Raw genomic sequence first — 25559 nt, 5'->3', positions numbered from 1 at the left:
GGAAATAGCTGATCCGCACGACTAGCGCCGGCAGCCCGAGGTCAAGTCAGCAGCGGTTTGAATCGGTTTCGGCGCGCCGGGTACTTCCGGTCAGGACTGCAAACAAAAAGGGCGCCGGTGACGCCCTTTTTTATGATGCGGCATCAGGCCGTGACCAGGATCGGCGCCCGCTCGGGAACGCGATCATAGAGATCGATGACATCCTGATTCAGCAGACGGACGCAGCCGGAGGAAACAGCCTTGCCGATGGAGCGCCAGTCGGGGTTGCCGTGCAGGCGATAGAGCGAATCCTGCTTGTCCTCGAAGATATAGAGAGCACGCGCTCCCAGCGGGTTCTTCAGACCCGGGTCCATGCCGCCATTGGCGATGGAATATTTCACGAGTTCCGGCTGGCGGGCGACCATTTCATCCGGCGGATTCCAACGCGGCCATTTCTTGCGCCACTGAATGACGCCCCGGCCCTGCCACGCAAAGCCTTCACGGCCGACGCCGATGCCATAGCGCATCGCAGTGCCGCCTTGCTCGGTGACGTAGAGCATGCGCTGGGTGGTGTTGACGACAACGCTGCCGGGTGCCTCGCCTGTTGGGTCGATTACCCGCTGACGATAGAAGCGCGGATCGATCTGCTGGTAGGGAACCGCCGGAATGATGAAGCCCCCATCCTCGACGGAGGCATAAATTACGGCCGGATCGGGTTGCTCGCCGTCATAGCTGGAGAACCATGTGCGGAACGGCCGCGGCGAGCCGGTATATTGAACCGGACTGACGACGGGGCCGCTGTTGATGGTGGAGGCACAGCTGGCGAGCGTCGAAACTGCGCCAAGACCAGCAAGAGCGAGGAAATTACGTCGGGATAGGGATGAAGGAAGGCTCATGTCGACAGCATAGTTCCTTTTGTGGAGGAAGCGAAAACCCGTACCAACAGGCTGATTCGGCTCCCCGAGAGGTTCGCAGAGACAAACGCAAAACTAAAGAGCGCAAATCACCCCGACTATCGCACTTATGCAACATCACGAAAATTTGTGGTAAAATACCGCTACAGAACGACGATTTCCGCCTTATCGGGCACCCGGTTGTAAAGGTCTATCACGTCCTGGTTAAGCATGCGAACACAGCCGGAAGATGCAGCCTTGCCGATCGACTGCCAATCCGGCGTGCCGTGAACTCGATAAAGCGTATCCCGGCCATTCTGATAGATATAGAGCGCACGCGCGCCGAGCGGATTGGTCGGCCCTGGATTCATGCCGCCGCGCTCGGCCGATAGCGGCCTCATCTGCGGGTCGCGAGCGACCATTTCTGCGGGCGGGGTCCAGCGCGGCCATTTCTGCTTCCATTGAATCAGGCCCCTGCCGTGCCAGGCATATCCTGCCGCGCCGAGGCCGACGCCATAGCGCATCGCCTTGCCGCCCGGTTCGATGAAATAGAGGAAGTGGTCGCGCGTATCGACAACAATGGTGCCGGGGCGTTCCCTGGTCTGGTAATCCACCTCCTGGCGCAGGAAGCGCGGATCGATGCGCTTGTAGGGAATGGCCGGCAACGTGAAGTCGTCTTCACTGCGCTGCGCATACATGGCCTGGTGCACTGGATTGAAGGTCGGCAGGCCATAGGTCTGGTGGAATTGGGTGCGGAAGAGATCTCGCGATTGCGGCACGGGCTGCACCGGCAGGCGCCTTACCCTGTTCGGCTCGATACCCTCCGGACGATAGAAGACAGGCGTCGTCTCCTGCACGAAGCGATCCGGATCAGTGGCGCCTGTATCGGGAATGATGCTGCAGGCGGACAACGTCGCCAGCGCGGCAGCGGCAAACAGGTGACGGGAAACGGGCAGCAGGTCGGCCATTATCGGAAACCAGTTGGGACACATCGGATCGGCCGCATAATGACTGCCGCGGCTGGAGCGAGGCTGGCGTCGATCGCCAGACGGTTCCAACGAAGATATTGCACCGATCGGCCAAACTCCTGTTTTCCCTTGCGACATCATGGGCTAGACCAATGCAGTACGGAGGAGCGCATGAATATCGACAGTCTCGACCCGGGCATCTTCGGCCAGACCGACCAAAAGACTTGGCTGAAGCTGGTGGAACGGGCGCTGAAAGGCAAGAATTTCCAGGAAGCGCTGGTCTCGCGAACCGATGACGGCATCGCAATAGAGCCGCTTTACGAGCGACTGCGCGACGGCAAGCCGCTATTTCGTCAGCGGGCCGAGTTGCCCTGGACGGTGATGCAGCGCATGGACGATCCAGACACCGAGCGGGCAATGGTGCAGCTCAGCGACGATCTTGCCAATGGCGCAAGCGGTATCAGCCTCGTTTCCAGCAGTTCCGCTTCGGCCTTCGGCATCGGGATGGATGCTCAGTCGCCAATCTTTTCCGAAGTGCTGGCAGCAGCATCCGCCAAGACTACAACCCTGCGCCTCGATGGCTTTTCTTCCGGCGTCGCGAAAATGGTTGCGGACGGTGGTGCCCAGAGATTGCACCTTGGACTCGACGCTTTCTTGACAGCCGCGCATTTCGCCAATTTTACCAGCGACATCAAATACTTCAAAGAGTTGAAGTCGGTTGGTACGATCGTCAATGCGGACGGCCGGGCCGCGCATAACGCAGGCGGGACCGAGGCGCAGGAACTGGCAGTGATGGCGGCAAGCCTCGTCGGCCATTTACGACTGCTTGAGGAAGCGGGACTATCGCCGGAAGCAGCGCTTGCGGCAATCAGCCTCTGCCTTTCGGCCGATCAGAACCAGTTTATCACAACCGCGAAGATGCGCGCCGCGCGGCTGATCTTCACCCGGATCGCCGAGGCCTGCGGCGTTACCGACCCACGACCGGCACATCTCTTTGCTGAGACCAGCTATCGCATGTTGACCCGCCTCGATCCGGAGACGAACATCCTGCGCTACACGATCGCGGTCTTTTCAGCCGGCGTTGGCGGCGCCGACGAGATCGGTGTTCTGCCGCACAGCCTGACGCACGGCATTCCTGATCCGCTGGCGCGGCGCCTGGCGCGCAACACGCAGACGATTCTGATCGCCGAAAGCCACCTCGATCATGTCGCCGATCCAGCTGCCGGGGCCGGCGGCATCGAGGCGCTGACCGACGCGCTTTGCGAACGGGCTTGGGAGATTTTCACCCGGATCGAGGACAAGGGCGGATTGGCGAAGGTCATTTCCAGCGGCGAACTGGCGGCGATGATCGCAGAGGCGCGGGAGAGCCGTGCCGCAAGGCCGATCGTGGGCACGACGCTGTTTGCCATGAAGACCGAGCGGCCAGTGACGGTTTTGGGGCCTTTAGGTCCGATTGTTGGCGGGATGGGGTTGGTGCCGATACGATTGGATGAGGGGATGGAGGCATGAGAATGGACATCGTGTTCGAGACAAGTGCGATACCCCCCTCTGTCGCTTTCGCGACATCTCCCCCACAAGGGGGGAGATCGTTCGGAGAATGTCGCACACCTCACAGCAGAACCCTATACCATGTCAGCAAGGCGCAAGAATTTTTAGGGCAGACACCCGCCGCAAGCTGCCAATCTCCTCCCTTGTGGGGGAGATTTCACGAAGTGACAGAGGGGGGTGCCGTACTTTCGACGTCCACGGAGGCATCGGCTCCATGACCAATATCCCCGACTTCGCCACCATCCCCTGGGCCAAGCCGCAGGCAACGACGCCAACAATCGGCGCCCACGTCTGGGAAACTCCCGAAGGCATCAGCGTCAAGCGCGCCTATGGCGAAAGCGATCTCGCCGGCCTGAAGTTTTTGGACACCTACCCCGGTGCTGCGCCGTTCGTGCGTGGCCCCTACCCCACAATGTATGTCCAGCAGCCCTGGACCATCCGCCAATATGCCGGCTTCTCCACTGCCGAGGAGTCCAACGCCTTCTATCGCCGCAACCTTGCCGCCGGACAGAAAGGCCTTTCCGTCGCCTTCGATCTTGCCACCCATCGTGGCTATGACAGCGATCATCCGCGTGTCGCTGGCGATGTCGGCATGGCGGGTGTGGCGATCGATTCCATCCTCGATATGCGCCAGCTCTTCGACGGCATTCCGCTTGACGAGATGAGCGTATCGATGACCATGAACGGCGCTGTGCTGCCGGTCATGGCGCTTTATATCGTTGCGGCCGAAGAACAGGGCGTTTCCGAGGATAAGCTGTCGGGCACGATCCAGAACGACATCCTCAAGGAGTTCATGGTTCGCAACACCTATATCTATCCGCCGCAGCCCTCGATGCGGATCGTCTCGGACATTTTCAGCTATACCAGCCAGCGTATGCCGAAGTTCAACTCCATCTCGATCTCCGGCTACCACATGCAGGAAGCCGGCGCGACGGCGGATCTGGAGCTCGCCTACACGATCGCCGACGGCATCGAATATGCGCGGGCAGGCGTGGCAGCCGGGCTCGATATAGACAGTTTCGCTCCCCGCCTCTCCTTCTTCTGGGCCGTCGGCATGAACTTCTTCATGGAAGTCGCCAAGATGCGCGCGGCACGGCTCATCTGGGCCGCGCTGATGCAGAGGAATTTCGCGCCGAAGGACCAGAAATCCCTGGCACTCAGGACCCACAGCCAGACCTCCGGCTGGTCGCTGACGGCACAGGACCCGATGAACAACATCATCCGCACCATGATCGAAGCCATGGCGGCGACGCAGGGGCATACGCAGTCGCTTCATACCAATTCCTTCGACGAAGCGCTGGCACTCCCGACCGATCATTCCGCTCGCATCGCGCGCAACACGCAGATCCTGCTGCAGAAGGAATCCGGCACGACAGGAATCATCGATCCCTGGGGCGGCTCGGCCTATGTAGAACGGCTGACCCATGATCTCGCCGCGCGCGCCCTTGCCCATATCGAGGAAGTCGAGGCACTTGGCGGCATGGCAAAGGCGATCGAGAAAGGCATCCCCAAGCTTCGCATCGAGGAAGCGGCGGCACGCACGCAAGCACGCATCGACAGCGGCCATCAGACCGTCGTCGGTGTCAATTTTTCCAGGCCGGAGCAGGATATCGAAGTCGATGTGCTGAAGGTCGACAATTCCGAGGTGCGGGCACGCCAGCTTTCCAAACTGCAGCGATTAAAGGGCACACGCGAGACGGCCGCTGTCGAGACTGCGCTCGACGCTCTGACGGAAGCCGCGCGAAACGGCACCGGCAATCTGCTCGATTTTGCCGTCAAGGCAGCAAGGGCGAGAGCCACCGTCGGCGAAATTTCGCTGGCATTGGAAAAGGCCTATGGCCGGCATGTCGCCGAGATCAGGACCATCTCGGGTGTGTACCGCAAGGAAGTTGGGGATGCTGACCCCATCTTCAACAAGGCCGTCGCCAAGGTCGAAGCCTTCCGCAGGGCACGCGGCGAAAAGCCCCGCATCCTCATCGCGAAGATGGGCCAGGACGGCCATGATCGGGGACAGAAGGTGATTGCGACGGCCTTTGCCGATCTCGGTTTCGATGTCGTCGTCGGCGCCATGTTCCAGACTCCGGAAGAAGTGGCCGATGTCGCCGTTCGCGAAGGCGTCGATATCGTCGGCGCGTCGTCCCTTGCCGCCGGCCATCTGACGCTGGTGCCGGAACTGAAGGAAGCGCTTGCGCGCCGTCATGCCGGCGATGTGCTGATCGCCGTCGGCGGCGTCATCCCGCCACAGGATTTCGCGGCGCTGGAAGCGGCCGGTGCGGACGCAATCTTCCCGCCCGGCACGGTGATTGCGGAAGCGGCAACGGCGCTGATCGAGAAGCTGATGGCGTAAGCATCGACTCGCAGAGCGGTTCGGATTATCTCCCGCGCCGCTCTTGCGGGCGCTGGTTCAGACAGCCACGCTCTTGAAGAACTCGATACTTTGGGCGATTTCGCCCGGCAAAGCCGAATTGTGGCTGCCCGGCACCGTCGCCATTTCGATCTTCACGCCGGCGGCCGTTGCCCGCTTGGAGAGCAGCGACAGGCGCGAGTCGAAATGTGCCTCTTCGGTTCCGTGAAACAGCTTTATCGGGCTTTTGAAGCTGTGCGCGTAGCAGAGCGGCGAGCGCATCTGGTATTCGCGCGGGTTCCTGGTGTTGAAGCGGATGTCCTGCGGGTAGCGGCTGAAGAAGGCGTAAGCGTCGGGGTTGCCGGATATCGGCGCGACCGCACGGAAGCGCTTCGTCGACATGGCGGCGAGCATGGCGAGCGTACCGCCGATGCTGTGGCCAGCCAGGAACATGCGATGCGGATCGACACCAGGCAGATGCCGCAGCCGGTTGGACGCGGCCAGCACATCGGCAACTTCGTCGTAAAAGCCGGAAAAATTGCCCTTCTGGCCGTTTTCGCCGCGCATGGAAGGGATCATGACGACGTAGCCGGCCTCGACATAGGGCTTCATCAGCTGCCAATGTCCCTGGCCGATGGCGTTGCCGCCATGCAGGAAAAGTACGGCCGGCTTCGGTTTCTCCGAACGCGTGTAGCGGGAAACCCAGGCGACGAGCTCCAGCTCCTCGCCGACACCGCTGCGATAGAAAAGCCGTTCGGCGGTCGATGGCGTCACCAGCGGTTCGTAGATATCGGGAGCAGGTCCCTTGCTCACGAGATCGGTGCGAAACAGATGGCGCTCCTTGGCATAGTCGCCCGAAAGCAGCGGCGGCGCATCCTCGGCCTTCTTGTCGCTCCGCGTGGCGACACTCTTGTTCTCGGCAGGCTTGCCCGCAGTCGTACTGTCATCGGCAGCTCTGACGATGTTGGGCGCAAAGAGCGTGAAGGCAATACCGGCTAGAAGGCTGCGGCGATTGGGACGAAATGCGTGGTCGTCGGACATGGTCGTGGGCTCTGTCGAAATATCCCGGCGCAGATCGAATCTGCACGGGTTGGAAGGCTAGGCCAACTCACTTTGTGGTGAGGAATCGCCCTCGCTATTCATCGACAACCGGAGCCTTGGCGTCAATCATCGCGATCAAAGTTTCCAGCCTGTCGGCCTCGTAGGGCGGTTTGTCGGGCCGCAGTCGGGCAATGCGGGGAAAGCGCATGGCGACACCCGATTTATGCCGGGTCGAGCGGTTGATGCCTTCAAAGGCCACCTCGAGCACGAAACCGAAATCGCGATCGGCACGTACGGCACGCACGGGGCCGAAACGGTCGACCGTATTATTGCGCACGAACTTGTCGAGCACCTCAAGCTCCGCATCGGTAAAGCCGAAATAGGCTTTGCCGACAGGCACGAGCTGCTCGCCCTCCGGAGTCGTCGCCCAGACGCCGAAGGTGAAATCGGAATAGTAGCTGGAGCGCTTGCCGTGGCCGCGCTGGGCGTACATCAGCACGGCATCGACATTATAGGGATCGCGCTTCCACTTGAACCATGGGCCTTTGGCGCGGCCTGCGAGATAGGCGCTGTCCCTGCGCTTGATCATCACGCCTTCGATCACCGGATCGGGCGGCGAGGAACGAAGGCGGTCGAGCTCCTCCCAGGAAGAGAAATCGACGAGTGGCGACAGATCGAAACGGTCGTGCGGTGCTGCTTCGATAATCTCCGTCAGCCGCTCGCGCCGATCGAGGAAACCGCGGGCGCGCACGTCCTCCGCGCCATCGAACAAAAGATCGTAGGCGCGGATGAAGGCCGGAAACTCGTCCAGCATCTTTGCCGTCACGGTCTTTCGGTTGAGGCGCTGCTGCAGATCGGAGAAGCTGCGTGTCGGGCTGTTGGAGCGAACGGTGCCGCCAACCAGCAACTCACCGTCCATGACGCCCTCGAAATTCATGGCGTCCACAACGTCGGGAAAGGCACCGGATATGTCATCGCCGGAACGCGAATAGAGCTTGCTCGTCTCCCCTGAGCGCGAAAGCTGGACGCGGATGCCATCCCATTTCCATTCGGCGGCGAAATCCCGTGGATCGAGCCCATCAAGATCGCCTGTTTCAACGGGATTGGCGAGCATGACGGAATGGAAGATTGCCGGTGTTGCCAATACCGGTTTGTCCGCCTTGCCTTCCAGCCAGCGGAAGAGGCTTTCATAGGGCGGCTGCAGTCCATGCCACAGCGTTTCGATTTCTGTGACATCCTTGCCGCTGAGTTCGGCCAGCGCTTGTTTGGCAAGCCGGGCCGAAACACCGATGCGCATGGCGCCGGTCGCGAGCTTCAGGAAGGCAAAGCGGCCCGACGTATCCAACCGATCCAACAGGTCGCGGACGAAGCTCCGCACTTCGGTCCGCCCAAGCGCATTCATGCGCCTGATAACCTCGCCGAGCTTCGGCTGCTCGCCGGCGGGACGCTCGATATCGCTCTCCTTGTCCCAGACCAGCGAGATCGTTTCGGCAAGATCGCCGACATAATCGTAGGAATAGCGGAACAGCACCTCGTCCATGCGCTCGAGAACGAGCTCGCGCAGCATCGCGGGCTTGACGTTGCGCACCTCGAGCGTGCCGGCGATGGCGGCCAGACCATAGCCGCGATCAGGATCGGGCGTATCGCGGAAATAATCGGTCAGCAGCTTCAGCTTGCCGTTGCGGCTCGGCGTCAGCACCAGGCGATCGAGAAGGTCGGCAAAGGCTTTCATCAATCGCCCTCGTCTTCATAGCCGATGAGATGCAACGGCTTGGCGGCGATGCCCTGCAGCTCGCACCAGCGCACCAGCGCCTCTTCGCGGCCGTGGGTGACCCAGACTTCGCTCGGCTTCAGATCGGAGATCGTCTCGGTCAATTCGGGCCAGTCGCAATGATCGGAGATTACAAGCGGCAGCTCGACACCGAGCTGCTTGGCGCGCTGACGCACCATCATCCAGCCGGAGGCGAAAGCCGGCAGAGGATCGTGAAAGCGCCGCGCCCAGCGATCCTGAAACGCGGAGGGCGGACCGACGACGACGGCGCCCTGAAAGATCGACTGATCGCGGGTTTCGATAGTGGCCGGCTTGAGTTCGCCGAGCGCGATGCCCTGACTGACATAATAGTTGCACAGGGTTTCGAGCGCACCGTGAATATAGATCGGCTTGTCATAGCTCGCATCGCGTAGCAGACGGATGACACGCTGCGCCTTGCCGAGCGCATAGGCGCCGATAAGATGCGTTCGCTCCGGAAACTGGCGAAGGGAGGCCAGGAGCTTGCGCGTTTCGGACATCGGATCGGGATGATGGAAGACCGGCAGCCCGAAAGTGGCCTCGGTGATGAACACATCGCAGGGAACCGGCACATAGGCTTCACAGGTCGGATCGGGCCGGCGCTTGTAATCGCCTGAGACCACGATGCGCAGTCCATCCTTCTCCACTGCGATCTGAGCCGAACCCAAGACGTGACCAGCGGGATGGAACTGCACCTTGACGCCATTGATCGTCACTTCCTCGCCGAAGGCAACCGCCTGCTCAGAGCCGGCAAAATCATCGCCATAGCGAATGCGCATGATATCGAGTGTCTGGCGGGTGGCGAGCACATGCGCGTGGCCGGAACGAGCGTGGTCCGAATGGCCATGCGTGATGAGTGCGCGAGCGACCGGCTGCACGGGGTCGATATGGAAGCCGCCGATCGGGCAGAACAAGCCCTCGGGCGCCGGATAAAGCAGTTGATCGGGTCTCATGACTTAGAAGGATAGCGCGATTTGCACGATTAGGTAGCGACGACAGCAGCTTTTTGATCGAATCCGCGCGTCAGTTGCCGATCCGGCAGATCGAAAACGAGGACATCCTCACAGTAGGGCTTCGCCTTTGCGACGACGACGCCGTTCGGAGCGACGATGGCGGTGCTGCCGTAGCTCACCCACCCATCCTCGTTGCTGCCAATCACATCCGATGCCATGACCCAGCATCCCGTATGCCTGGCGCATATCTGCAGGCTCGAAATGCACGGCCTATGCCATTTCTCCGCCTTATGGGGCCGAAGCATCAGGTTGACGGGATTGCAGATGAGGCCCGCTCCCTTTCGGGCCAAACGAGCTGCGGTATAGGGATATCGGAGATCGGCGCAGATATTGATGCCAAAGCGCCAATGGCCCTCCTGCCAGATCGGAAAATCCTTTCCCGGCGTGCAGCCGCTTTCGAGCGGGTGAGCCTTGGCATAGACGCCGGCTATCCGGTCGGACTTGACGACCATGGCGCTGTTGTAGAGCGCATCGCCTCTCTTCTCGAAGAGGCCAATAACCGCCGTCGTCCTGCTCGAGGCGAAACGAGCGACAAGCGCGTCCAAGCCGGGATCGTCGAGGGGAAGCGCGCGGCGTCTGGCGATGGCTTCGTTGTAGCTGTGTCCCTGCAGATAGCATTCTGGAAAGAGGGCGAGATCGATGCCCTGCCTTTCCGCCCAGGCGAGATCGCGCGCCAAAACCGCGGCCGCCTGCTCGACGGCGTCGAAAAGTGCCAGACGTTGAAAGGCCGCGATCCGCATGCGACAGGCGTAACATGCGCGGCGAGTCGCCCCTAGCGCAAATGGATCAGGTGCGGGTCATCGCCTCTACCGGACTGGTAAATGAAACAAAAAGAGGTCGAGGCTCTTGGCCGATCGAAAGCGTTTGAAGAACAGCTTCTGTATCAAAACGGCACAGATGGGCCTGGCATGATTTCTGCTTCGTAAGTGACGTTCCAGGAGTTCATAATGATCCAACGCCGCGCCTTTATCGCTTCCCTCGCCGCCTCGACAGCGGCTGGCGTGCTTGCGCCGCGCGTTTTCGCGACACCACTTGCCAAGATGGCCGGTGCTGAGCTGCGCGGTCCGATCGATGCCATTGCGCTGAAGACGACACCGGGCGCCAGCGATTTCAAGAGCGGCAAGCTGCAGGCGATGATCGACAATGCGGCGCGAAGCAACATGCCGCTTTTCCTACCACCGGGCACCTACAACATCTCAAATCTGACACTCCCCAATAATACGCGCATCACAGGCGTTCCCGGCGCCTCGCGGCTCATCTATAGCGGCGACGGCCATCTGATGAATGCGGACAAGGCCAGGCGTATCGAGCTTTCCGGCCTGGTTTTCGATGGCGGCAATCGCTGGCTCGCCGATTATGCGGGTGGCCTCCTGCAATTTACCGGCGTCGACGAAGTACTGATCGACAATTGCGAAATAACCGGGAGCCGCAAGCACGGACTGCAGCTGGAGCGCTGTGCCGGTCGGATCGAACGCAGCCGCATTTCCGGCGCCGCCGAGGCCGGCATCTATTCCGTCCAGTCAACCGGATTGACGGTGACAGGCAATCGCGTCGAGGATTGCGGCAATGGCGGCATCCTGATCCATCGTTGGGACAAGGCCGAGGATGGCAGCAGCGTCATCAACAACCGCATTGCCCGCATTCGCGCCAATGGCGGCGGCACCGGTCAGAACGGCAACGGCATCAATGTCTTCCGCGCCGATGGCGTGACGGTTTCCGACAATCAGATCGCCGAGTGTGCCTTCACCGCCATCCGCGCCAACTCGGCATCGAATGTGCAGATCTCGAACAATCAGTGTCTGCGCTCCGGCGAAACGGCTATCTACTGCGAATTCGAGTTCGTCGGCGCCACGATCAGCAACAATCTGGTCGACGGTGCTGCCAACGGCATTTCAGTCACCAATTTCGACAAGGGCGGAAGGCTCGCTTCGGTGACGGGCAACGTCATCCGCAATCTGTCGCTCATCGCCCCTTATGCGCAGGATGGCGGTTTCGGCATCGGTATCTCGGCCGAGGCCGATACGCTTGTCGCCGACAACGTCATCGAGAACGCGCCGCTCTGGGGCATGCGGCTCGGATGGGGTCCATATCTCCGCAATGTCGTTGCGACCGGCAACATCGTCAGACACGCCAGCATCGGTTGCGTCGTCTCCGTCGCCGACGGTGCCGGCTCGGCGGTGATTGCGGGCAATCTCTTCCAGGAAATGCGGCAAGCTGCGATCATGGGCTTTCGCTGGGACAAGCCGGCATCGGGCGACCTCATCAAAGGAAGCGCGCAGTTGCCGCAATTGACCATTGAGAACAACAGATTGGTTTAAACCGTTCGCCAGTTCGGCTGCCGCTTTTCGAAGAAGGCGGTGATGCCTTCCTTCGCCTCGTCGGTCTCCCAGGCATCTGCCAATTGCTCGACGACGTGATCGATCATGCTATCGGTAATCGGCTTGCCGACGGAGCGCGCCAAGGCCTTGGCACGAGCGGCAGCCTGCGGTGACGCTCCCAGGAAATGGCGGACCTCGGCTTCTACAGCCTCGTCCAGCGCCTCCTCCGCCACCACTCGTGACAGAAGGCCGGCAGCATGCGCCTGCCAGGCATCGATGATTTTGCCAGAGAGAAACAACGGGCGCGCATTCGCTTCGCCGATGCGCGCGACGACATAGGGACTGATCGTGGCCGGAATGATGCCGAGGCGCACCTCCGTCAGGCCGAAACGGGCCGTCGATGCCGATATCACCATGTCGCAGACGCTGAGGATGCCGATACCGCCGCCGAAAGCATTGCCCTGGACGCGGGCGATCAGCGGCTTCGGCAATTCGTTCAGCGCCTTGAACAGCATGGCAAGTCGCCGCGCCTCGGCCATGCGCCCATCCCGCGTAGCATCGAACTGGGCACGCATCCAACCGAGATCGCCGCCAGCGCAGAAACTTGCGCCCTCACCCGTGAGCACGACGACCCGGACCGCGCTGTCGTGGGCAAGGTCGTCCATTGCCGCTGTCAAGTCATCGATCATCTCCGCCGAAAGGGCATTGTGCTTTTCCGGGCGCGCCAGCGTCACATGGGCAACACCGCGCTCGTCGGTGGCGATGCGGATCGTCTGCGATATCATGAGGCACTCCTGAGGCTGCGGGCAAAGGCGGCGGCGCGGGCAAGCCTGTCCTCGTCGAGACCGGTCTCGAAACCCCGCGCCGATAAATAATCTTGAACAGAAACGGTATCGACATTGCCCTTGGCGCCGGGAGCGAAGGGACAACCGCCAAGGCCGCCGGCCGACGCATCGAATACCCTCAAGCCGCGCTCCAACGCGACGCCGATATTGTCGAGTGCGCGGCCGGACGTGTCATGAAAATGGCCGGCAAGGACTGCAGCGGGGAGTTCTCCGAGCACTGCGCCAAGCATCCGGTCGACGGCCTCGGGCGTGCCTTTGCCGATCGTGTCGCCAAGGCTGATCTCATAGCAACCAAGCGCACGCAACTGCCACGCGACGCTGACAACATTTTGCGGCGGCACCGCGCCCTCATAGGGGCACTCGACGACGCAGCTGACATAGCCGCGCAACGGAACGCCGCGATCCCGACTGGCGGCCGCCACCGGCCGAAAGCGCTCGATGCTCTCTGCGATCGAGCAGTTGATGTTGCGCATTGAGAAGGTTTCCGAGGCGGAGGCGAAGATCGCCACTTCATCGGCGCCAGCCGCAAGGGCCGCCTCGAAGCCCTGCATGTTGGGCACCAGCGCTGCGTAACGAACGCCTGGACGCCGCTCTATGCCGGCCATGACCGAAGTGGCATCCCCAAGCTGCGGCACCCATTTCGGGCTGACGAAGCTGGTGACTTCAATTCGCTCGAAACCACAATCCGAAAGCAGATTGACCAGCTCGATCTTGTGTTCGGTATCAACCTGCCGCTTCTCGTTCTGCAGCCCGTCACGCGGTGCCATCTCGACGATGGTGACGTGGTTGGAAGGCTTGTCGCTCATGCCGCATCCTCCGGGCGGAGTGACAGAAGCACGGCGCTTTCGCTGGTCTGATCCCCCTCGCCGACATACAGACCTTCGACGATGCCGTCGCGTGCCGCCGTCAGCGTCAGCTCCATCTTCATGGCCTCCATGACGATCAGCGCCTGGCCCCTCGCCACCGCGTCGCCCTCGCGCACACGTACGATCTTGACGAGGCCTGGCATCGGCGCAATGACGCGATCGCCTCCGCCGGCCGCCTCTTCTCCACCGTCGAGCAGATCGAGTCGATGGAAATGATGCGTCTGTCCATCGAGGAATAAAGTCACGCCTGACGATGTCTCGAAGATATCGACATGGGACTGCCGGCCGTCGATCTCGACGTGGCGGGAAAGGCCCTCGCCTGCGAGCAAGCGAACGAGAATGATGCGATCGTCAAAGGTGACGCTGAACAGCGACCGACTCTTTGCAGCCACGCGGCAATTCTGATGACCACCGGCAAAATGCAGCGTGACGGGACGGCTTGCTTCGCCCCAGAGCTGCCAAGGACCGAGCGACAGCCAAGGATCACTGCCATTGGCTTCTGCGAACCCACCCGCCTCCACAATGGCAGCAATGGCGAGGGCGGCATCGTCTGGCGGTTGCGCCGAGGTCAGCGCCTCCACGTCACGATCGATCAATCCCGTGTCCGGATGGCCGGCGGCGAAATCCGGCTGGCGGCTCAACCGGATAAGGAAATCGAGATTGGTGGTGGTTCCGGCAACCTGTGTCTGCTCGAGACCGTGCGTGAGCTTGGCAAGCGCCGCCGCCCGATCGGCCGCATGCACGGTCAGCTTGGCGATCAGTGGGTCGTAATGCGGGGTGATGCTGTCGCCCTCGCGCACGCCGGCATCGATGCGGACATCGCCTTCGGGAAACCGCAGATGGGAAAGCGTGCCGGTTGCCGGCAGGAAGCCGCGCGATGGGTCTTCGGCATAGATGCGGGCTTCGAAGGCCCAGCCGTTTATGGTGAGCTCAGCTTGCGTTTTCGGCAGCGGCTCGCCGCTCGCAACACGCAATTGCCATTCGACAAGATCGACTCCGGCGATTGCCTCTGTGACGGGATGCTCGACCTGTAGGCGGGTGTTCATCTCCATGAAGAAGAAGCGATCCGGCGACAGGCCGTCGGAGACATCGGCGATGAACTCAACGGTGCCGGCGCCGCGATAATCGATGGCGCGGGCGGCGCGAACCGCCGCTTCGCCCATGGCGCTGCGCATCTCCTCCGTCATGCCGGGCGCCGGTGCCTCCTCGATCACCTTCTGGTGCCGGCGCTGCAGGGAGCAATCGCGCTCGAAGAGGTGCACGGCATTGCCCTGGCTGTCTCCGAAGACCTGGATCTCGATATGGCGCGGCTTGACGAGATATTTTTCGATGAGCACGGCATCGTCGCCGAAAGCGGATTTCGCCTCGCGCTTCGCCGCCCCCAGCGAAGCCTCGAAATCCTCTGGCCGGTCGACGCGGCGCATGCCCTTGCCGCCGCCGCCGGCCCTCGCCTTGATAAGAACGGGAAAGCCGATGCCGTCGGCCTGCTCGGCAAGAAAGCCGGGCTCTTGCCTATCGCCATGATGGCCGGGAACAACGGGCACGCCGGCCCGCTCCATCAGCGCCTTGGCCGCATCCTTGAGCCCCATGGCCCGGATGGAGGCCGGCGACGGGCCGATGAAGACCAGACCGGCAGCTTCGACGGCCTCGGCAAAAGCTGCATTTTCCGAGAGAAAGCCGTAGCCCGGATGGATGGCCTCCGCGCCGGTTCGCTTTGCGGCTGCGATGATCTTTTCCTTCGAAAGATAGCTTTCGCTCGCTGCCGCCGGGCCGATATGGACGGCTTCGTCGGCCAGCACCACATGCAGCGCATCCCGATCGGCGTCGGAATAGATGGCGACCGTGCGGATGCCGAGGCGCCTCGCCGTGCGGATGACGCGGCAGGCGATTTCACCGCGATTGGCGATCAGTATCTTCGAAAACATCGGCGGACCCTATTGCGCGGCAATGACTTCGACTTCGAGCAGCCAGGCCGTATCGAAAATACCGGCGATCACGACAGTCATGGCCGGCGTGAGCGAGCCCAGATATTCGCTGCGGATCTCGCGGTTCTCCATCGTATGATGTCGATCGGCGAGAAAGGTGGTGACCTTGACGATATCGTCCTTCGTCATGCCGGCCGCCTTCAGCTGCGCATCGATGTTGTGCCAGACCTGGCGAGCCTGCGCCTTAAAACCCTCCGGCAAGGCATCGTCGACGTCGGTCGGTATCTGTCCGCTGATAAAAAGCAATCGTTCGAAATTCTCGAGCTTTACGGCTTGAGCATAGCCGCCGCGGGGCTGCGGCGCATTCTTGGCATTGATGGCATCGCGTTTCATCTCCGTCTCCTCACATCCTGAACAGACCGAAGCGTGTGTCTTCGATCGGCGCGTTGAGTGCTGCTGAAAGCGCAAGAGCCAGCACGTCGCGGCTCTTGCGCGGATCGATGATGCCATCGTCCCATAAGCGGGCCGAGGCATAGAGCGGATGGCTCTGGGTTTCGAACATCTTGAGTGTCGGCGCCTTGAAGGCGGCCTCTTCTTCCAGCGTCCAAGGCTTGCCGGCACGCGCCAGCGCCTCGCCGCGTACGGTGGCGAGCACGCCTGCCGCCTGCTCTCCGCCCATGACCGATATGCGGCTGTTGGGCCAGGTCCAGAGGAAACGCGGCGAATAGGCCCGACCCGCCATGCCGTAATTGCCGGCGCCGAAGGAGCCGCCGATCAGCATGGTGATCTTCGGAACCTTGGTCGTCGCCACAGCCGTCACCAGCTTGGCGCCATTCTTGGCGATCCCTTCCGTCTCGTATTTGCGGCCGACCATGAAGCCGGTGATGTTTTGCAGGAAGATCAGCGGGATCTTGCGCTGCGAGCAAAGCTCGACGAAATGCGCGCCCTTCAGCGCCGATTCCGAGAAGAGAACACCGTTGTTGGCGATGATGCCGACTGGGATGCCATGGATATGGGCGAAGCCGCAGACCAGCGTCGTGCCGTAGCGCGCCTTGAACTCATCCAGCCGGGAGCCGTCCACCATGCGGGCGATGACCTCGCGCACGTCATAGGGCGTGCGCAGATCCGAGGGGACGATGCCGAGAATATCCTCCGGATCGTAGAGCGGCGCCTCGGGCGTGCGACGCTCGACACTCTCGGGCTTGCGGCAATTGAGGTTGGCGACCGCTTGCCGGGCGAGTGCGAGCGCATGGGCATCGTCGCGCGCCAGATGATCGGCAACACCGGAAAGGCGCGTGTGGACATCACCGCCGCCTAGATCTTCGGCCGAGACAACCTCCCCCGTCGCCGCCTTGACGAGCGGCGGACCGGCGAGAAAGATCGTCCCCTGCTTTTCGACGATGATGGTTTCATCCGACATGGCCGGCACATAGGCGCCGCCCGCCGTGCAGGAGCCCATGACGACGGCGATCTGCGGGATGCCGGCCGCCGACATATTGGCTTGATTGTAGAAGATGCGGCCGAAATGATCGCGGTCGGGAAATACCTCGTCCTGGTTCGGCAAGTTGGCACCACCGGAATCGACGAGGTAGATGCAGGGGAGATTGTTTTCCGCCGCAATCTCCTGCGCGCGCAGATGCTTCTTCACCGTGATCGGATAATAAGTGCCACCTTTGACGGTGGCATCATTGCAGACGATCATGCAATCGCGACCGGAAACGCGGCCGATACCGGCGATCAACCCGGCTCCCGGTGCTTCGCCACCATAGAGACCGTGGGCTGCCGTCGCACCGATTTCCAAAAACGGGGTGGCAGGATCGATCAGGCCGGCGACACGATCGCGCGGCAGCATCTTGCCGCGGCTGACATGGCGCTCGCGCGCCTGCGCGCCGCCGCCTTCCGCCGCCTGCGACGCCGCAGCCTCAGCGACGCCGATCGCCTCCAGCATGGCGGCGCGATTGTCGCGGAAGCGATCCGTATGCGTCGATATCTCTGATTTCAGGACGGTCATTGACTTGGCCTATTTGCTACCATATTTTGATACCACTTGTTTGCCGTTGCGGAACAATCCATGAATTCAAAGCAGCGGCAGACGCTGGAAGCCATTTTCAGCAACCCGGTGAAGGCCACGATTAAATGGCAAGACATTGAGGCCCTGCTGGTGGCAATTGGCTGCGAGATGTCGGAAGGAAGCGGCTCGCGCGTTCGTTTTACGCTAAGCGGCCGAACATTGTTCATCCATCGGCCACATCCGAAGCCTGATACGAAGCAATATGTGGTGCGCACGGTCAGGGAGTTTCTGACAGATTTGGGAATAAAGCCATGAGATCTTACAAGGGATATACCGGTTCGGTGGAATTCGATGAGGATGACATGGTTTTTCATGGCAGAATCGTCGGCATCAGAGACATCGTGACTTTTGAAGCGGAAACGGCGCAAGAACTGGTGCAGGCCTTCCGCGACAGCGTCGATGACTACCTCGCATTCTGCGCGAAAAGATCGCAGGAACCCGATCGACCATTTTCGGGGAATCTTTCCCTGCGCATGACTCCGCGCCTGCATGAACAGGTCGTTCGCGCCGCAGGAAACAAGGCTCAGTCCGTCAATCAATGGATCACCGATACTTTGACGGAAGCCGCCTCTCGAGATGCAGAGTCGGCTTCCATGGTTGTGAAGGCATAGGCACGCGTCTTTAAATTCGTTGATGTCTCGATCTCGCAGTCAGGCCGTTTCGCCGAACAGCTCGCGGCCGATCAGCATGCGCCGGATTTCGGATGTGCCGGCACCGATCTCATAGAGCTTGGCGTCGCGCAGCAGCCGTCCAGCGGGATAATCATTGGTATAGCCGTTACCGCCGAGCGCCTGGATGCATTCGAGCGCCAGCGCCGTTGCCTTCTCGGCGGAATAGAGGATGCAGCCGGCCGCATCCTTGCGGGTCGTCTCGCCGCGATCACAGGCGGCGGCCACGGCATAGACATAGGCGCGGCAGGCATTCATGGTGACATACATATCGGCCAGCTTGCCCTGCATCAGCTGGAACTCGCCGATCGACTGACCGAACTGCTTACGCTCATGCATGTAAGGCAGCACCACATCCATGCAGGCCGCCATGATGCCGACGGGGCCACCGGAGAGGACCACGCGCTCGTAATCGAGACCCGACATCAGCACGCGCACGCCGCCATCGATGTGGCCGAGAACATTCTCCTCCGGAACCTCGCAATCGAGGAAGATCAGCTCCGAGGTGTTCGAGCCGCGCATGCCGAGCTTGTCGAGCTTCTGGCCGACTGAGAAGCCGGGAAAGCCTTTTTCGACGAGGAAGGCGGTAATCCCGCGCGGACCGGCATCCGGAGAGGTCTTGGCGTAGACGACGAGGACATCGGCATCCGGGCCATTGGTGATCCACATCTTGCTGCCGTTCAGCACATAGCGATGGCCGCGCTTTTCGGCATGCAGCTTCATGGAAACGACATCGGAGCCTGCACTCGGCTCCGACATGGCAAGAGCCCCCACATGCTCGCCGGATATCAGCTTCGGCAGGTAGCGCTCCTTCTGTGCCGCCGTGCCGTTGCGGTAGATCTGGTTGACGCAGAGGTTGGAATGAGCGCCGTAGCTCAGACCCACGGAAGCCGAAGCACGGCTGATCTCTTCCATGGCAACCGTGTGGGCGAGATAGCCGAGGCCGGCGCCGCCATAGGCTTCGTCAACCGTGATCCCGAGCACGCCGAGATCGCCCATCTCCCGCCACAGATGCATCGGGAAGCTGTTGTTGCGATCGATCTCGTCTGCAAAGGGTGCAATGCGATTGCTGGCAAAGCGGCGCACCTGCTCGCGCAGCGCATCGATGTCCTCACCCAGTGCGAAGTTCAATCCCCCAGAAAACATCCGGCTTCTCCTCCCGACCTTCCCGAACGTCCAATTTCTTTGAACGTATGTCTCGTTATGCCTGCTTCAAGTTTCCGCCGCCGGCGTCATGCCGCATCTGCGGGTACATGCTGCGCCTCCCGCGGCATTTCATAGGCTTTCAGTCTGTCCGCTATCCTCACCATGATCTTCCGGCGAGCCTCCTCCTTGACCGGGCCGAAGCCTCTTATCTCATCAAACAGCGAGAGAATGGCAAGGGCTTCTGCCTCGTTGTCGTGGCGCAGACCGGAAAGCACACGCCCGGCGATCTCTTCGTATTCGGCAATCAGGCGGCGTTCCGTTTGCCGCTCCGCCATGTAGCCGAAGGGATCGAAAGCGGTGCCTCGCAGCCGTTTCATCGGTGCAAGCATCCGCAGCAGCGGCAGGATCCAGGCGCCGAACTCGCGCTTTCTTGGTCGGCCGTTCGGATCCTTGCCGCCGAGGACGGGTGGGGCAAGATTAAGGGCCAGCTTGAAATCTCCCTCCATCTCCTCGCGCAATTGCGCTTCGAAAACAGGATCGGTGAGCAGCCGGGCAACCTCATATTCATCCTTGTAGGCCAGGACCCGCGCATAAGTGACGGCGACGGCAAAGGGCACCTTGTCCGAAAGCCGCTCTTTCGTCGCCAGAGCATTGGCCTGGGCGACGAAAGCACCATAGCGCTCGGCAAGGGCCGCATTCTGATAGGCGGTCAGATGCGCCTTGCGATGCCTGATGAGATCATCGAGACTCATGTCAGCCAGCGTCTTGCCGGCATCGGGCGCGATCATCAAGGCATGCACGGCCTGCGGATCATGCGCGAGAAGCCGGCCCCAATGAAACGCGGAGAGGCTCGCCTTGACGGCGACGCCGTTGAGCTCGATCGCCTTTTCGATCGCCTCCAACGACAACGGCAGCAGACCGCGCTGCCAGGCAAAACCGGTCAGCAGGATATTGGTCGAGATCGCATCGCCGGTGACCTCGGCCGCGACACGACCAAAATCGAGGAAGACGGACTTATCGCTGACAGTCTTTGCAATCGTATGCTGGATCGAACCGGTCCTGAAGTCGAAATCACGGTTGCGAACGAAATCGGCGACCGGCATGAGCCCGGTGTTGACGATGGCGGTCGTACGCGTCGTTGAGCAGAGCGTGACCGCATCCTTGGAGGCCCCAACCACTTCGTCCGCCGACAACAGCAAGTCCGCGCCGCCATTGACGATGCGCGAGGACGTGACGTCTGCCTGGTTGAGACCGATGCGCAGATGGCTCATGACGGCGCCGCCCTTCTGGGCGAGGCCTGCCATGTCAAGGATCATCGGCACCTTGCCATCCAGATGCGCGGCCATGCCAAGGATGGCTCCGATGGTCAGGATGCCCGTGCCGCCGACGCCGGCTATCGCGATGTTCCAGGGACGATCGGCGATGGCAGGAATTTCCGGCATCGGCACGTCGATGTCGGCATGATCAAGCGCCTTCCGCTTGCGGCGCTTGCCGCCATGAACCGTGACGAAGGAAGGACAAAAGCCTTTGACGCAGGAGAAATCCTTGTTGCAGCTCGACTGGTTGATCTGGCGCTTGCGGCCGAATTCCGTTTCCAGCGGCTCGACGGAGATGCAGTTCGACTGTACCGAGCAATCGCCGCACCCCTCGCAGACAGCCTTGTTGATGAAGACGCGCTTGGCCGGGTCCTCCATCAGTCCACGGCTGCGGCGACGGCGCTTCTCGGCGGCGCAGGTCTGGACATAGACGATCGCCGAACAGCCTTCGGTCTCGCGCAGCGTCAGCATCACCTGATCGATGTGGTCGCGATGCAGGACCTTGACGCCGGGCGCCAGCTCCGAAGCGCGATAGGCATCGGGATTGTCCGACAGCAGATAGATCGGCTTGACGCCCTCGTCATGCAGCTGCTTGGTGACCAGCTGCGGCGTCAGATGGCCGTCGATCTGCTGCCCGCCGGTCATCGCTACGGCATCGTTGTAGAGCAGCTTGTAGGTGACGTTGACCTTGGCGGCGACAGACTGGCGGACGGCAAGAATGCCGGAGTGGAAATAGGTACCGTCACCGAGATTGACGAACATATGCTTTTCGTCGGTGTAGCGGGCGATCGCCGTCCACGGCACGCCTTCACCGCCCATCTGGGTGAAAGTCTCGGTGTTGCGGTCCATCCAGGTGGCCATGTAATGGCAGCCGATGCCGGCGATGGCGCGGCTGCCTTCGGGAACGCGGGTGGACGTATTGTGCGGACAGCCCGAGCAGAAGAAGGGCGTCCGGTTCAGCGGCGCCACATAGCTGCGGCTGATCTGGCCGCGCTCGGCGAGATAGGCAAGCTTGGCGGCAATGCGATCGTGCAGGCCCTGATCGAGATCGAGCTTGACGATGCGCCCGGCGATGGCTCTCGCAACCGCGCCGACGGTCAGCGCCGAAGACAGGCTGAGATAGGGTTTGTCATGCTCGTCGAACTTGCCGACGATGCGCGGGCGTACATCGGCGCGCCAGTTGAAGAGCTGCTGTTTGATCTGGTTTTCGATGATTTCGCGACGCTCCTCGACGACAAGAACTTCGTCCAGCCCTTCCGAGAAATGACGCACGGCCTCCGGCTCCAACGGCCAGGGCATACGCACCTTCAAGATACGCAGGCCGATATCGGCCATTTCCCGCGGGCCGATCTCCAGCTCGCGCAGCGCCTGCAGCACATCCTCATAGGCCTTGCCAGAGGAGATGATGCCGAAGCGGGCATTGGGAACATCATGCGTGATTTCGTCGACGCGATTGGCGCGGGCGAAAGCGATGGCCGCATAGGCCTTGTAATTCTGCAGGCGATCGTCCTGCACCAGCGGCGGATCGGGCCAGCGCAGGTTGAGGCCGCCGGGAGGCAGTTCGAAATCCGTCGGCAAGACGAACTGCCGCTTTTCTCCCGATAGATCGACGGCCGCCGTCGTCTCGACTGTATCGGCAATGAATTTCATGCCGATCCAGCAGCCGGAATAACGCGACATGGCGATGCCGAGCAGGCCGTATTCGAGGAATTCGTGGATCGAAGAAGGATAGATGACCGGCATGACCGCCGACATGAACTCATGGTCGGTCTGGTGCGGAATGGTCGAGGATTTGGCGGAATGATCGTCGCCGGCAAAACAGAGGACCCCACCATGCCTGGAGGTGCCGGCGGCATTGCCGTGCTTCAGCACGTCACCGGAGCGGTCAACGCCGGGGCCTTTGCCGTACCAGATGCCGAGCACGCCGTCCTTGCGGGCGCCAGGAGAAAGGCCGACCTGCTGCGAACCCCAGACGGCCGTGGCTGCAAGGTCTTCATTGATTCCGGGCTGGAAGGTGACGTCATGCGCGTCGAGGTAAGTCCGGGCCTTCAGAAGCTGCTGGTCGTAGCCGCCGAGCGGCGAGCCGCGATAGCCTGAAATGAAGGTTGCCGTATTGAGCCCGGCGGCGCGGTCACGCCGCATCTGCGTCATGGGAAGCCGCACCAGCGCCTGCAGGCCGGTCATGAAAACGCGGCCATCCTCAGCGGTATATTTGTCGTCTAGCGAAACGCCGGTCGCAAGCATCTGCTCTCCTCCCGAGATCGCAGTTACCGATTGCCCATGTACCTTTCATCGGATGCCTCCTACCGCATCCGATGAAAGCCGTAACCGAACGGTAACATGCAGCGACGCTAATTTCTGAACGAAGGCTAGGCCTCGGCAGCATGATTTGCAAAGATTTAGACGGGCTGGCGGATATTTTCGTGCTTGCTCGGCGCTAGCCATCCGCCATCCATCACGAGCTTTCATCGCAGATATCAGCGGCAGGGTCTTTTACTCGCCCAAGCTGCCCAATAAGGTCGCGCCGACTCGAATCTGGGAGACCCATATGCTGACGATCTACGGTGTCTATCGCTCGCGCGCCTCGCGCAATTACTGGATGGCCGAGGAGCTCGGCCTTGAGTTCAAATCCGTGCCTGTCATCCAGGCCAGCCGGCTTGCCAATCCGCTCGCTGCCGATGCGCCAATCAACACGATGTCGCCGGAGTTTCTGGCGGTCAATCCGATGGGCATGATCCCCTGCATCAAGGATGGCGATCTCGCGATGCATGAGTCGCTCGCCATCAACCTCTATCTCGCACGCAAATATGGCGGCCCGCTGGCTGGCAAGACGGTAGAGGAAGAAGGACTGATGTCTATGTGGACGATGTGGGCGGCGACGGAAGTCGAACCCTATAGCGTCGCGCTGGTTCGCATCTATGACAATGCGCAGGAAAATAGCGACGCAGGCAAGGCCGGGATCGCAGTCGCCTGCCGCTCGCTGAAGAAACCACTCGACGTGCTCGAAAAGCACCTGCAAAACCAGGACTATCTCGTCGGCAATCGCTTTACCGCCGCCGACCTCAACCTGGCCGAAGTGCTGCGCTATGCTCAGACCGAGCAGGACTTGTTCGACGCTCGCCCGAAGATGAAGGCCTGGATCGAGCGTTGCCAGTCGCGCGACGCCTACAAGGCCATGCAGGCGACCCGCGGCAAGGAGCCGGTCTGACATTATTGGAAGAGACGCATGCTCTCTTCCATTTCCTCACGGATCCAGGCCTTGAAGGCGGTGACCTTCTTCGGCTCACGCACGCCTTCGGCCGTGACGAAATAATGGCCGAAGCCCGTCTTTACGCGGATGCCGAAGGGATCGACGAGGCATTTCTGCTGGAGGGCATAGGCAGCCAGCGTCTGCCAGGCGAGCATCACCCCTTGCCCCGCTATGGCCGCATCCAGACAGAGCGACGCGTCGTTGAAGATGTGACGCTCTTCCATGCAATGGCCCGGGAGCCCGGCCTCGCGCAGCCACACCTCCCAGCCGAACATCGCATGTCCGTCGATGACGGCGGGGACTTTCAGTATATCGGCAGGCTCCCGAAGCATGGCGGCAATCTGCGGCGTAACGACCGGGAACACCTCCTGGGCCAGTAGCAGCTCGGCCTTGACGCCGGGCCATTGCCCATTGCCGACCCGAATGCCGATATCGACATCCGACGTCGCGGGATTGATGAGCCGCGTGGTGGCATCGATGCGCAGCCGAATATCGGGATGACGGCTGGCGAAGCGATCGAGCCGGTGCACTAGCCAGCGCGCCGCAAAGACCGGTGCCACCGAAATGGTGAGGATGTTCTCATCCTTATGCTGCGCAAGCGCGATTGCCGCCGAAAGCGCCTGAAATCCCTCGCCCAGCCTTGCCAGCACCGCCAGTCCCGATGCCGTCACCGTCATCCCCTTAGGCGTCCGCTCGAACAGCGGCCGACCGAGTTGCGCCTCGGCCTTGATGACCTGCTGGCTGACCGCACCGACCGTCACGCCGAGTTCATCGGCGGCTGCCTGCAGCGAACCGAGGCGCCCGACCGCCTCCAGCGCGCGCAAGCCATTCAAGTGAACGTTGTTGAGGTTTCTCATTGTAGAATATCTATATCAGCATCCCCGCATTCTCAATTGCATCGCGCGCATATTCGCGCGATTATTGCACCATGAAATTGAAGACCGCCGTCGCTCGCTCGGCTGATTCCCTCATGGTTGCATCGATGCGAGCACCCAGGGAGGCATGCCATGTCGATCTTGAAGCTTTTCTTCAATCATCATCTCGAAGAAGATCGCAAATCGGACAGCGATCCGTTGCAGCATCCCATGCTTGCGGCCATGTCGCTGGAAGAATTGGCCGATCTGCCGCTGATGCCGGAAAACCTGGGGCGGCCTCTGGACAAGCGGACCATTCAGCCCAAGGAATGCGCATAAGAGAGTTAATCATGGCACTCAAACGCGCATGACATCGAACGTAGGTATGGACGCCATAGCAGAACGATTGCAGCGGCTGGTGGCGCAAGCCAGGCTGCTCGAGGTCGAACCTGGCCTTCATTATGACTGCCGGCCTTCAAAGTCGGCGGCAAGGCGTTCGTGACCGTCAAGAATAACGAGACCATCGTGCTGTCGCTGCCGGTCGACCGTAAGGAACAGCTGATGGAAATGGCGCCGGAGATCTATTTCCAGACGGATCACTATGTCGGCTGGCCATCACTACCGTTGCGCATCGCCGCGATCGGCGACGAGGAACTGGAGCTGCGCTTAGTCGAGGCGTGGCGATACCGCGCCCCGAAAAAACTTCTGGCAATGTTCGGCTGATC

The 25559-nt window shown here is 61.3% G+C and carries 21 protein-coding genes and 1 pseudogene; 8 read left to right on the top strand and 14 right to left on the bottom strand.

Annotated elements, in window-relative coordinates:
- Window positions 1–143: 143 nt before the first annotated feature.
- Window positions 144–875: a L,D-transpeptidase family protein gene (locus I8E17_RS03150; protein WP_069613857.1), complete on the bottom strand. Its 732-nt coding sequence runs from the start codon at window positions 873–875 to the stop codon at window positions 144–146.
- 161 nt (window positions 876–1036) lie between these two features.
- Window positions 1037–1840 carry a L,D-transpeptidase gene (locus I8E17_RS03145; protein ID WP_069613877.1) on the bottom strand — a complete coding sequence of 268 codons (804 nt, stop codon included), beginning with the start codon at window positions 1838–1840 and terminating at the stop codon, window positions 1037–1039.
- 171 nt (window positions 1841–2011) lie between these two features.
- Here I8E17_RS03145 and I8E17_RS03140 point away from each other — a divergent pair, with 171 nt between their 5' ends.
- Both I8E17_RS03140 and scpA read left to right on the top strand, forming a co-directional pair.
- A complete protein-coding gene (locus I8E17_RS03140) occupies window positions 2012–3349 on the top strand; it encodes a methylmalonyl-CoA mutase family protein (protein ID WP_069613856.1) in 1338 nt (445 codons plus the stop codon).
- 253 nt (window positions 3350–3602) lie between these two features.
- Window positions 3603–5735, top strand: a complete 2133-nt coding sequence (gene scpA, locus I8E17_RS03135; RefSeq protein ID WP_069613855.1) for a methylmalonyl-CoA mutase — start codon at window positions 3603–3605, stop codon at window positions 5733–5735.
- Window positions 5736–5792: 57 nt separating this feature from the next.
- On the opposite strand, the gene I8E17_RS03130 is transcribed toward scpA, so the two are convergent.
- The 4 genes from I8E17_RS03130 to I8E17_RS03115 form a co-directional block, all read right to left on the bottom strand.
- Window positions 5793–6773 (bottom strand): alpha/beta fold hydrolase, encoded by a 981-nt coding sequence (locus I8E17_RS03130; RefSeq protein ID WP_069613854.1) that lies wholly within the window; start codon window positions 6771–6773, stop codon window positions 5793–5795.
- A gap of 94 nt (window positions 6774–6867) precedes the next feature.
- A complete protein-coding gene (locus tag I8E17_RS03125) occupies window positions 6868–8505 on the bottom strand; it encodes a cisplatin damage response ATP-dependent DNA ligase (protein ID WP_069613853.1) in 1638 nt (545 codons plus the stop codon).
- A complete protein-coding gene (locus tag I8E17_RS03120; RefSeq protein WP_069613852.1) occupies window positions 8505–9515 on the bottom strand; it encodes a ligase-associated DNA damage response exonuclease in 1011 nt (336 codons plus the stop codon). Before I8E17_RS03120 ends, I8E17_RS03125 begins: the two co-directional genes overlap by 1 nt.
- Window positions 9516–9544: 29 nt before the next feature.
- Entirely contained in the window at window positions 9545–10315 is a 771-nt protein-coding gene (locus I8E17_RS03115; RefSeq protein WP_069613851.1) for a carbon-nitrogen hydrolase family protein, read from the bottom strand.
- Window positions 10316–10522: 207 nt separating this feature from the next.
- Between I8E17_RS03115 and I8E17_RS03110 the strand changes: the two genes are divergently transcribed.
- Window positions 10523–11893: a TIGR03808 family TAT-translocated repetitive protein gene (locus I8E17_RS03110; RefSeq protein WP_113366905.1), complete on the top strand. Its 1371-nt coding sequence runs from the start codon at window positions 10523–10525 to the stop codon at window positions 11891–11893.
- Here the strand turns inward: I8E17_RS03110 and I8E17_RS03105 are convergent.
- The 5 genes from I8E17_RS03105 to I8E17_RS03085 are packed head-to-tail and all read right to left on the bottom strand — an operon-like array spanning window position 11890 to window position 17540.
- On the bottom strand, window positions 11890–12678 hold the full coding sequence (locus I8E17_RS03105) for a crotonase/enoyl-CoA hydratase family protein (RefSeq protein WP_069613849.1): 789 nt from the start codon (window positions 12676–12678) through the stop codon (window positions 11890–11892). The genes I8E17_RS03110 and I8E17_RS03105 overlap by 4 nt on opposite strands.
- Entirely contained in the window at window positions 12675–13544 is an 870-nt protein-coding gene (locus I8E17_RS03100; protein ID WP_069613848.1) for a hydroxymethylglutaryl-CoA lyase, read from the bottom strand. Before I8E17_RS03100 ends, I8E17_RS03105 begins: the two co-directional genes overlap by 4 nt.
- Entirely contained in the window at window positions 13541–15529 is a 1989-nt protein-coding gene (locus tag I8E17_RS03095) for an acetyl/propionyl/methylcrotonyl-CoA carboxylase subunit alpha (protein ID WP_069613847.1), read from the bottom strand. The genes I8E17_RS03100 and I8E17_RS03095 overlap by 4 nt, the downstream gene beginning before the upstream one ends.
- A 9-nt stretch (window positions 15530–15538) precedes the next feature.
- Window positions 15539–15922 carry a RidA family protein gene (locus I8E17_RS03090; protein ID WP_069613846.1) on the bottom strand — a complete coding sequence of 128 codons (384 nt, stop codon included), beginning with the start codon at window positions 15920–15922 and terminating at the stop codon, window positions 15539–15541.
- Between the two features lie 10 nt (window positions 15923–15932).
- Window positions 15933–17540, bottom strand: coding sequence for a carboxyl transferase domain-containing protein (locus I8E17_RS03085; protein WP_069613845.1), 1608 nt, complete (start codon window positions 17538–17540; stop codon window positions 15933–15935).
- A 60-nt stretch (window positions 17541–17600) separates the two neighbouring features.
- Here I8E17_RS03085 and I8E17_RS03080 point away from each other — a divergent pair, with 60 nt between their 5' ends.
- On the top strand, window positions 17601–17855 hold the full coding sequence (locus I8E17_RS03080; RefSeq protein ID WP_069613844.1) for a type II toxin-antitoxin system HicA family toxin: 255 nt from the start codon (window positions 17601–17603) through the stop codon (window positions 17853–17855).
- Window positions 17852–18211 (top strand): type II toxin-antitoxin system HicB family antitoxin, encoded by a 360-nt coding sequence (locus I8E17_RS03075; protein ID WP_069613843.1) that lies wholly within the window; start codon window positions 17852–17854, stop codon window positions 18209–18211. Before I8E17_RS03080 ends, I8E17_RS03075 begins: the two co-directional genes overlap by 4 nt.
- A 39-nt stretch (window positions 18212–18250) precedes the next feature.
- Here I8E17_RS03075 and I8E17_RS03070 read toward each other — a convergent pair whose 3' ends face one another.
- Window positions 18251–19414 (bottom strand): isovaleryl-CoA dehydrogenase, encoded by a 1164-nt coding sequence (locus I8E17_RS03070; RefSeq protein WP_069613842.1) that lies wholly within the window; start codon window positions 19412–19414, stop codon window positions 18251–18253.
- Window positions 19415–19500: 86 nt separating this feature from the next.
- Window positions 19501–22974, bottom strand: coding sequence for an indolepyruvate ferredoxin oxidoreductase family protein (locus I8E17_RS03065; RefSeq protein ID WP_069613841.1), 3474 nt, complete (start codon window positions 22972–22974; stop codon window positions 19501–19503).
- 304 nt (window positions 22975–23278) lie between these two features.
- On the opposite strand from I8E17_RS03065, the gene I8E17_RS03060 reads away from it, so the two are divergent.
- A complete protein-coding gene (locus tag I8E17_RS03060) occupies window positions 23279–23938 on the top strand; it encodes a glutathione S-transferase family protein (RefSeq protein WP_069613840.1) in 660 nt (219 codons plus the stop codon).
- A 2-nt stretch (window positions 23939–23940) separates the two neighbouring features.
- Here the strand turns inward: I8E17_RS03060 and I8E17_RS03055 are convergent, their stop codons facing one another.
- Window positions 23941–24837: a LysR substrate-binding domain-containing protein gene (locus I8E17_RS03055; protein WP_069613839.1), complete on the bottom strand. Its 897-nt coding sequence runs from the start codon at window positions 24835–24837 to the stop codon at window positions 23941–23943.
- Between the two features lie 150 nt (window positions 24838–24987).
- On the opposite strand from I8E17_RS03055, the gene I8E17_RS03050 reads away from it, so the two are divergent.
- Together I8E17_RS03050 and I8E17_RS03045 are read left to right on the top strand one after the other, a co-directional pair.
- Window positions 24988–25173, top strand: coding sequence for a hypothetical protein (locus tag I8E17_RS03050; protein WP_069613838.1), 186 nt, complete (start codon window positions 24988–24990; stop codon window positions 25171–25173).
- 28 nt (window positions 25174–25201) lie between these two features.
- A pseudogene (locus tag I8E17_RS03045) lies at window positions 25202–25557 on the top strand (MmcQ/YjbR family DNA-binding protein).
- The last annotated feature ends 2 nt before the right edge of the window (window positions 25558–25559 follow it).

Source organism: Rhizobium sp. AB2/73, from assembly GCF_020871915.1.
GTDB lineage: Bacteria > Pseudomonadota > Alphaproteobacteria > Rhizobiales > Rhizobiaceae > Rhizobium > Rhizobium dioscoreae.
The sequence above is the reverse complement of the archived record's forward strand: the minus strand, read 5'-3'. Positions and strand labels throughout refer to the sequence as shown.

Coding starts and splice junctions, on each gene's coding strand:
- I8E17_RS03150 (WP_069613857.1), bottom strand. CDS start 875: ATGAGCCTTCCTTCATCCCTATCCCGACGTAATTTCCTCGCTCTTGCT.
- I8E17_RS03145 (WP_069613877.1), bottom strand. CDS start 1,840: ATGGCCGACCTGCTGCCCGTTTCCCGTCACCTGTTTGCCGCTGCCGCG.
- I8E17_RS03140 (WP_069613856.1), top strand. CDS start 2,012: ATGAATATCGACAGTCTCGACCCGGGCATCTTCGGCCAGACCGACCAA.
- scpA (WP_069613855.1), top strand. CDS start 3,603: ATGACCAATATCCCCGACTTCGCCACCATCCCCTGGGCCAAGCCGCAG.
- I8E17_RS03130 (WP_069613854.1), bottom strand. CDS start 6,773: ATGTCCGACGACCACGCATTTCGTCCCAATCGCCGCAGCCTTCTAGCC.
- I8E17_RS03125 (WP_069613853.1), bottom strand. CDS start 8,505: ATGAAAGCCTTTGCCGACCTTCTCGATCGCCTGGTGCTGACGCCGAGC.
- I8E17_RS03120 (WP_069613852.1), bottom strand. CDS start 9,515: ATGAGACCCGATCAACTGCTTTATCCGGCGCCCGAGGGCTTGTTCTGC.
- I8E17_RS03115 (WP_069613851.1), bottom strand. CDS start 10,315: ATGCGGATCGCGGCCTTTCAACGTCTGGCACTTTTCGACGCCGTCGAG.
- I8E17_RS03110 (WP_113366905.1), top strand. CDS start 10,523: ATGATCCAACGCCGCGCCTTTATCGCTTCCCTCGCCGCCTCGACAGCG.
- I8E17_RS03105 (WP_069613849.1), bottom strand. CDS start 12,678: ATGATATCGCAGACGATCCGCATCGCCACCGACGAGCGCGGTGTTGCC.
- I8E17_RS03100 (WP_069613848.1), bottom strand. CDS start 13,544: ATGAGCGACAAGCCTTCCAACCACGTCACCATCGTCGAGATGGCACCG.
- I8E17_RS03095 (WP_069613847.1), bottom strand. CDS start 15,529: ATGTTTTCGAAGATACTGATCGCCAATCGCGGTGAAATCGCCTGCCGC.
- I8E17_RS03090 (WP_069613846.1), bottom strand. CDS start 15,922: ATGAAACGCGATGCCATCAATGCCAAGAATGCGCCGCAGCCCCGCGGC.
- I8E17_RS03085 (WP_069613845.1), bottom strand. CDS start 17,540: ATGACCGTCCTGAAATCAGAGATATCGACGCATACGGATCGCTTCCGC.
- I8E17_RS03080 (WP_069613844.1), top strand. CDS start 17,601: ATGAATTCAAAGCAGCGGCAGACGCTGGAAGCCATTTTCAGCAACCCG.
- I8E17_RS03075 (WP_069613843.1), top strand. CDS start 17,852: ATGAGATCTTACAAGGGATATACCGGTTCGGTGGAATTCGATGAGGAT.
- I8E17_RS03070 (WP_069613842.1), bottom strand. CDS start 19,414: ATGTTTTCTGGGGGATTGAACTTCGCACTGGGTGAGGACATCGATGCG.
- I8E17_RS03065 (WP_069613841.1), bottom strand. CDS start 22,974: ATGCTTGCGACCGGCGTTTCGCTAGACGACAAATATACCGCTGAGGAT.
- I8E17_RS03060 (WP_069613840.1), top strand. CDS start 23,279: ATGCTGACGATCTACGGTGTCTATCGCTCGCGCGCCTCGCGCAATTAC.
- I8E17_RS03055 (WP_069613839.1), bottom strand. CDS start 24,837: ATGAGAAACCTCAACAACGTTCACTTGAATGGCTTGCGCGCGCTGGAG.
- I8E17_RS03050 (WP_069613838.1), top strand. CDS start 24,988: ATGTCGATCTTGAAGCTTTTCTTCAATCATCATCTCGAAGAAGATCGC.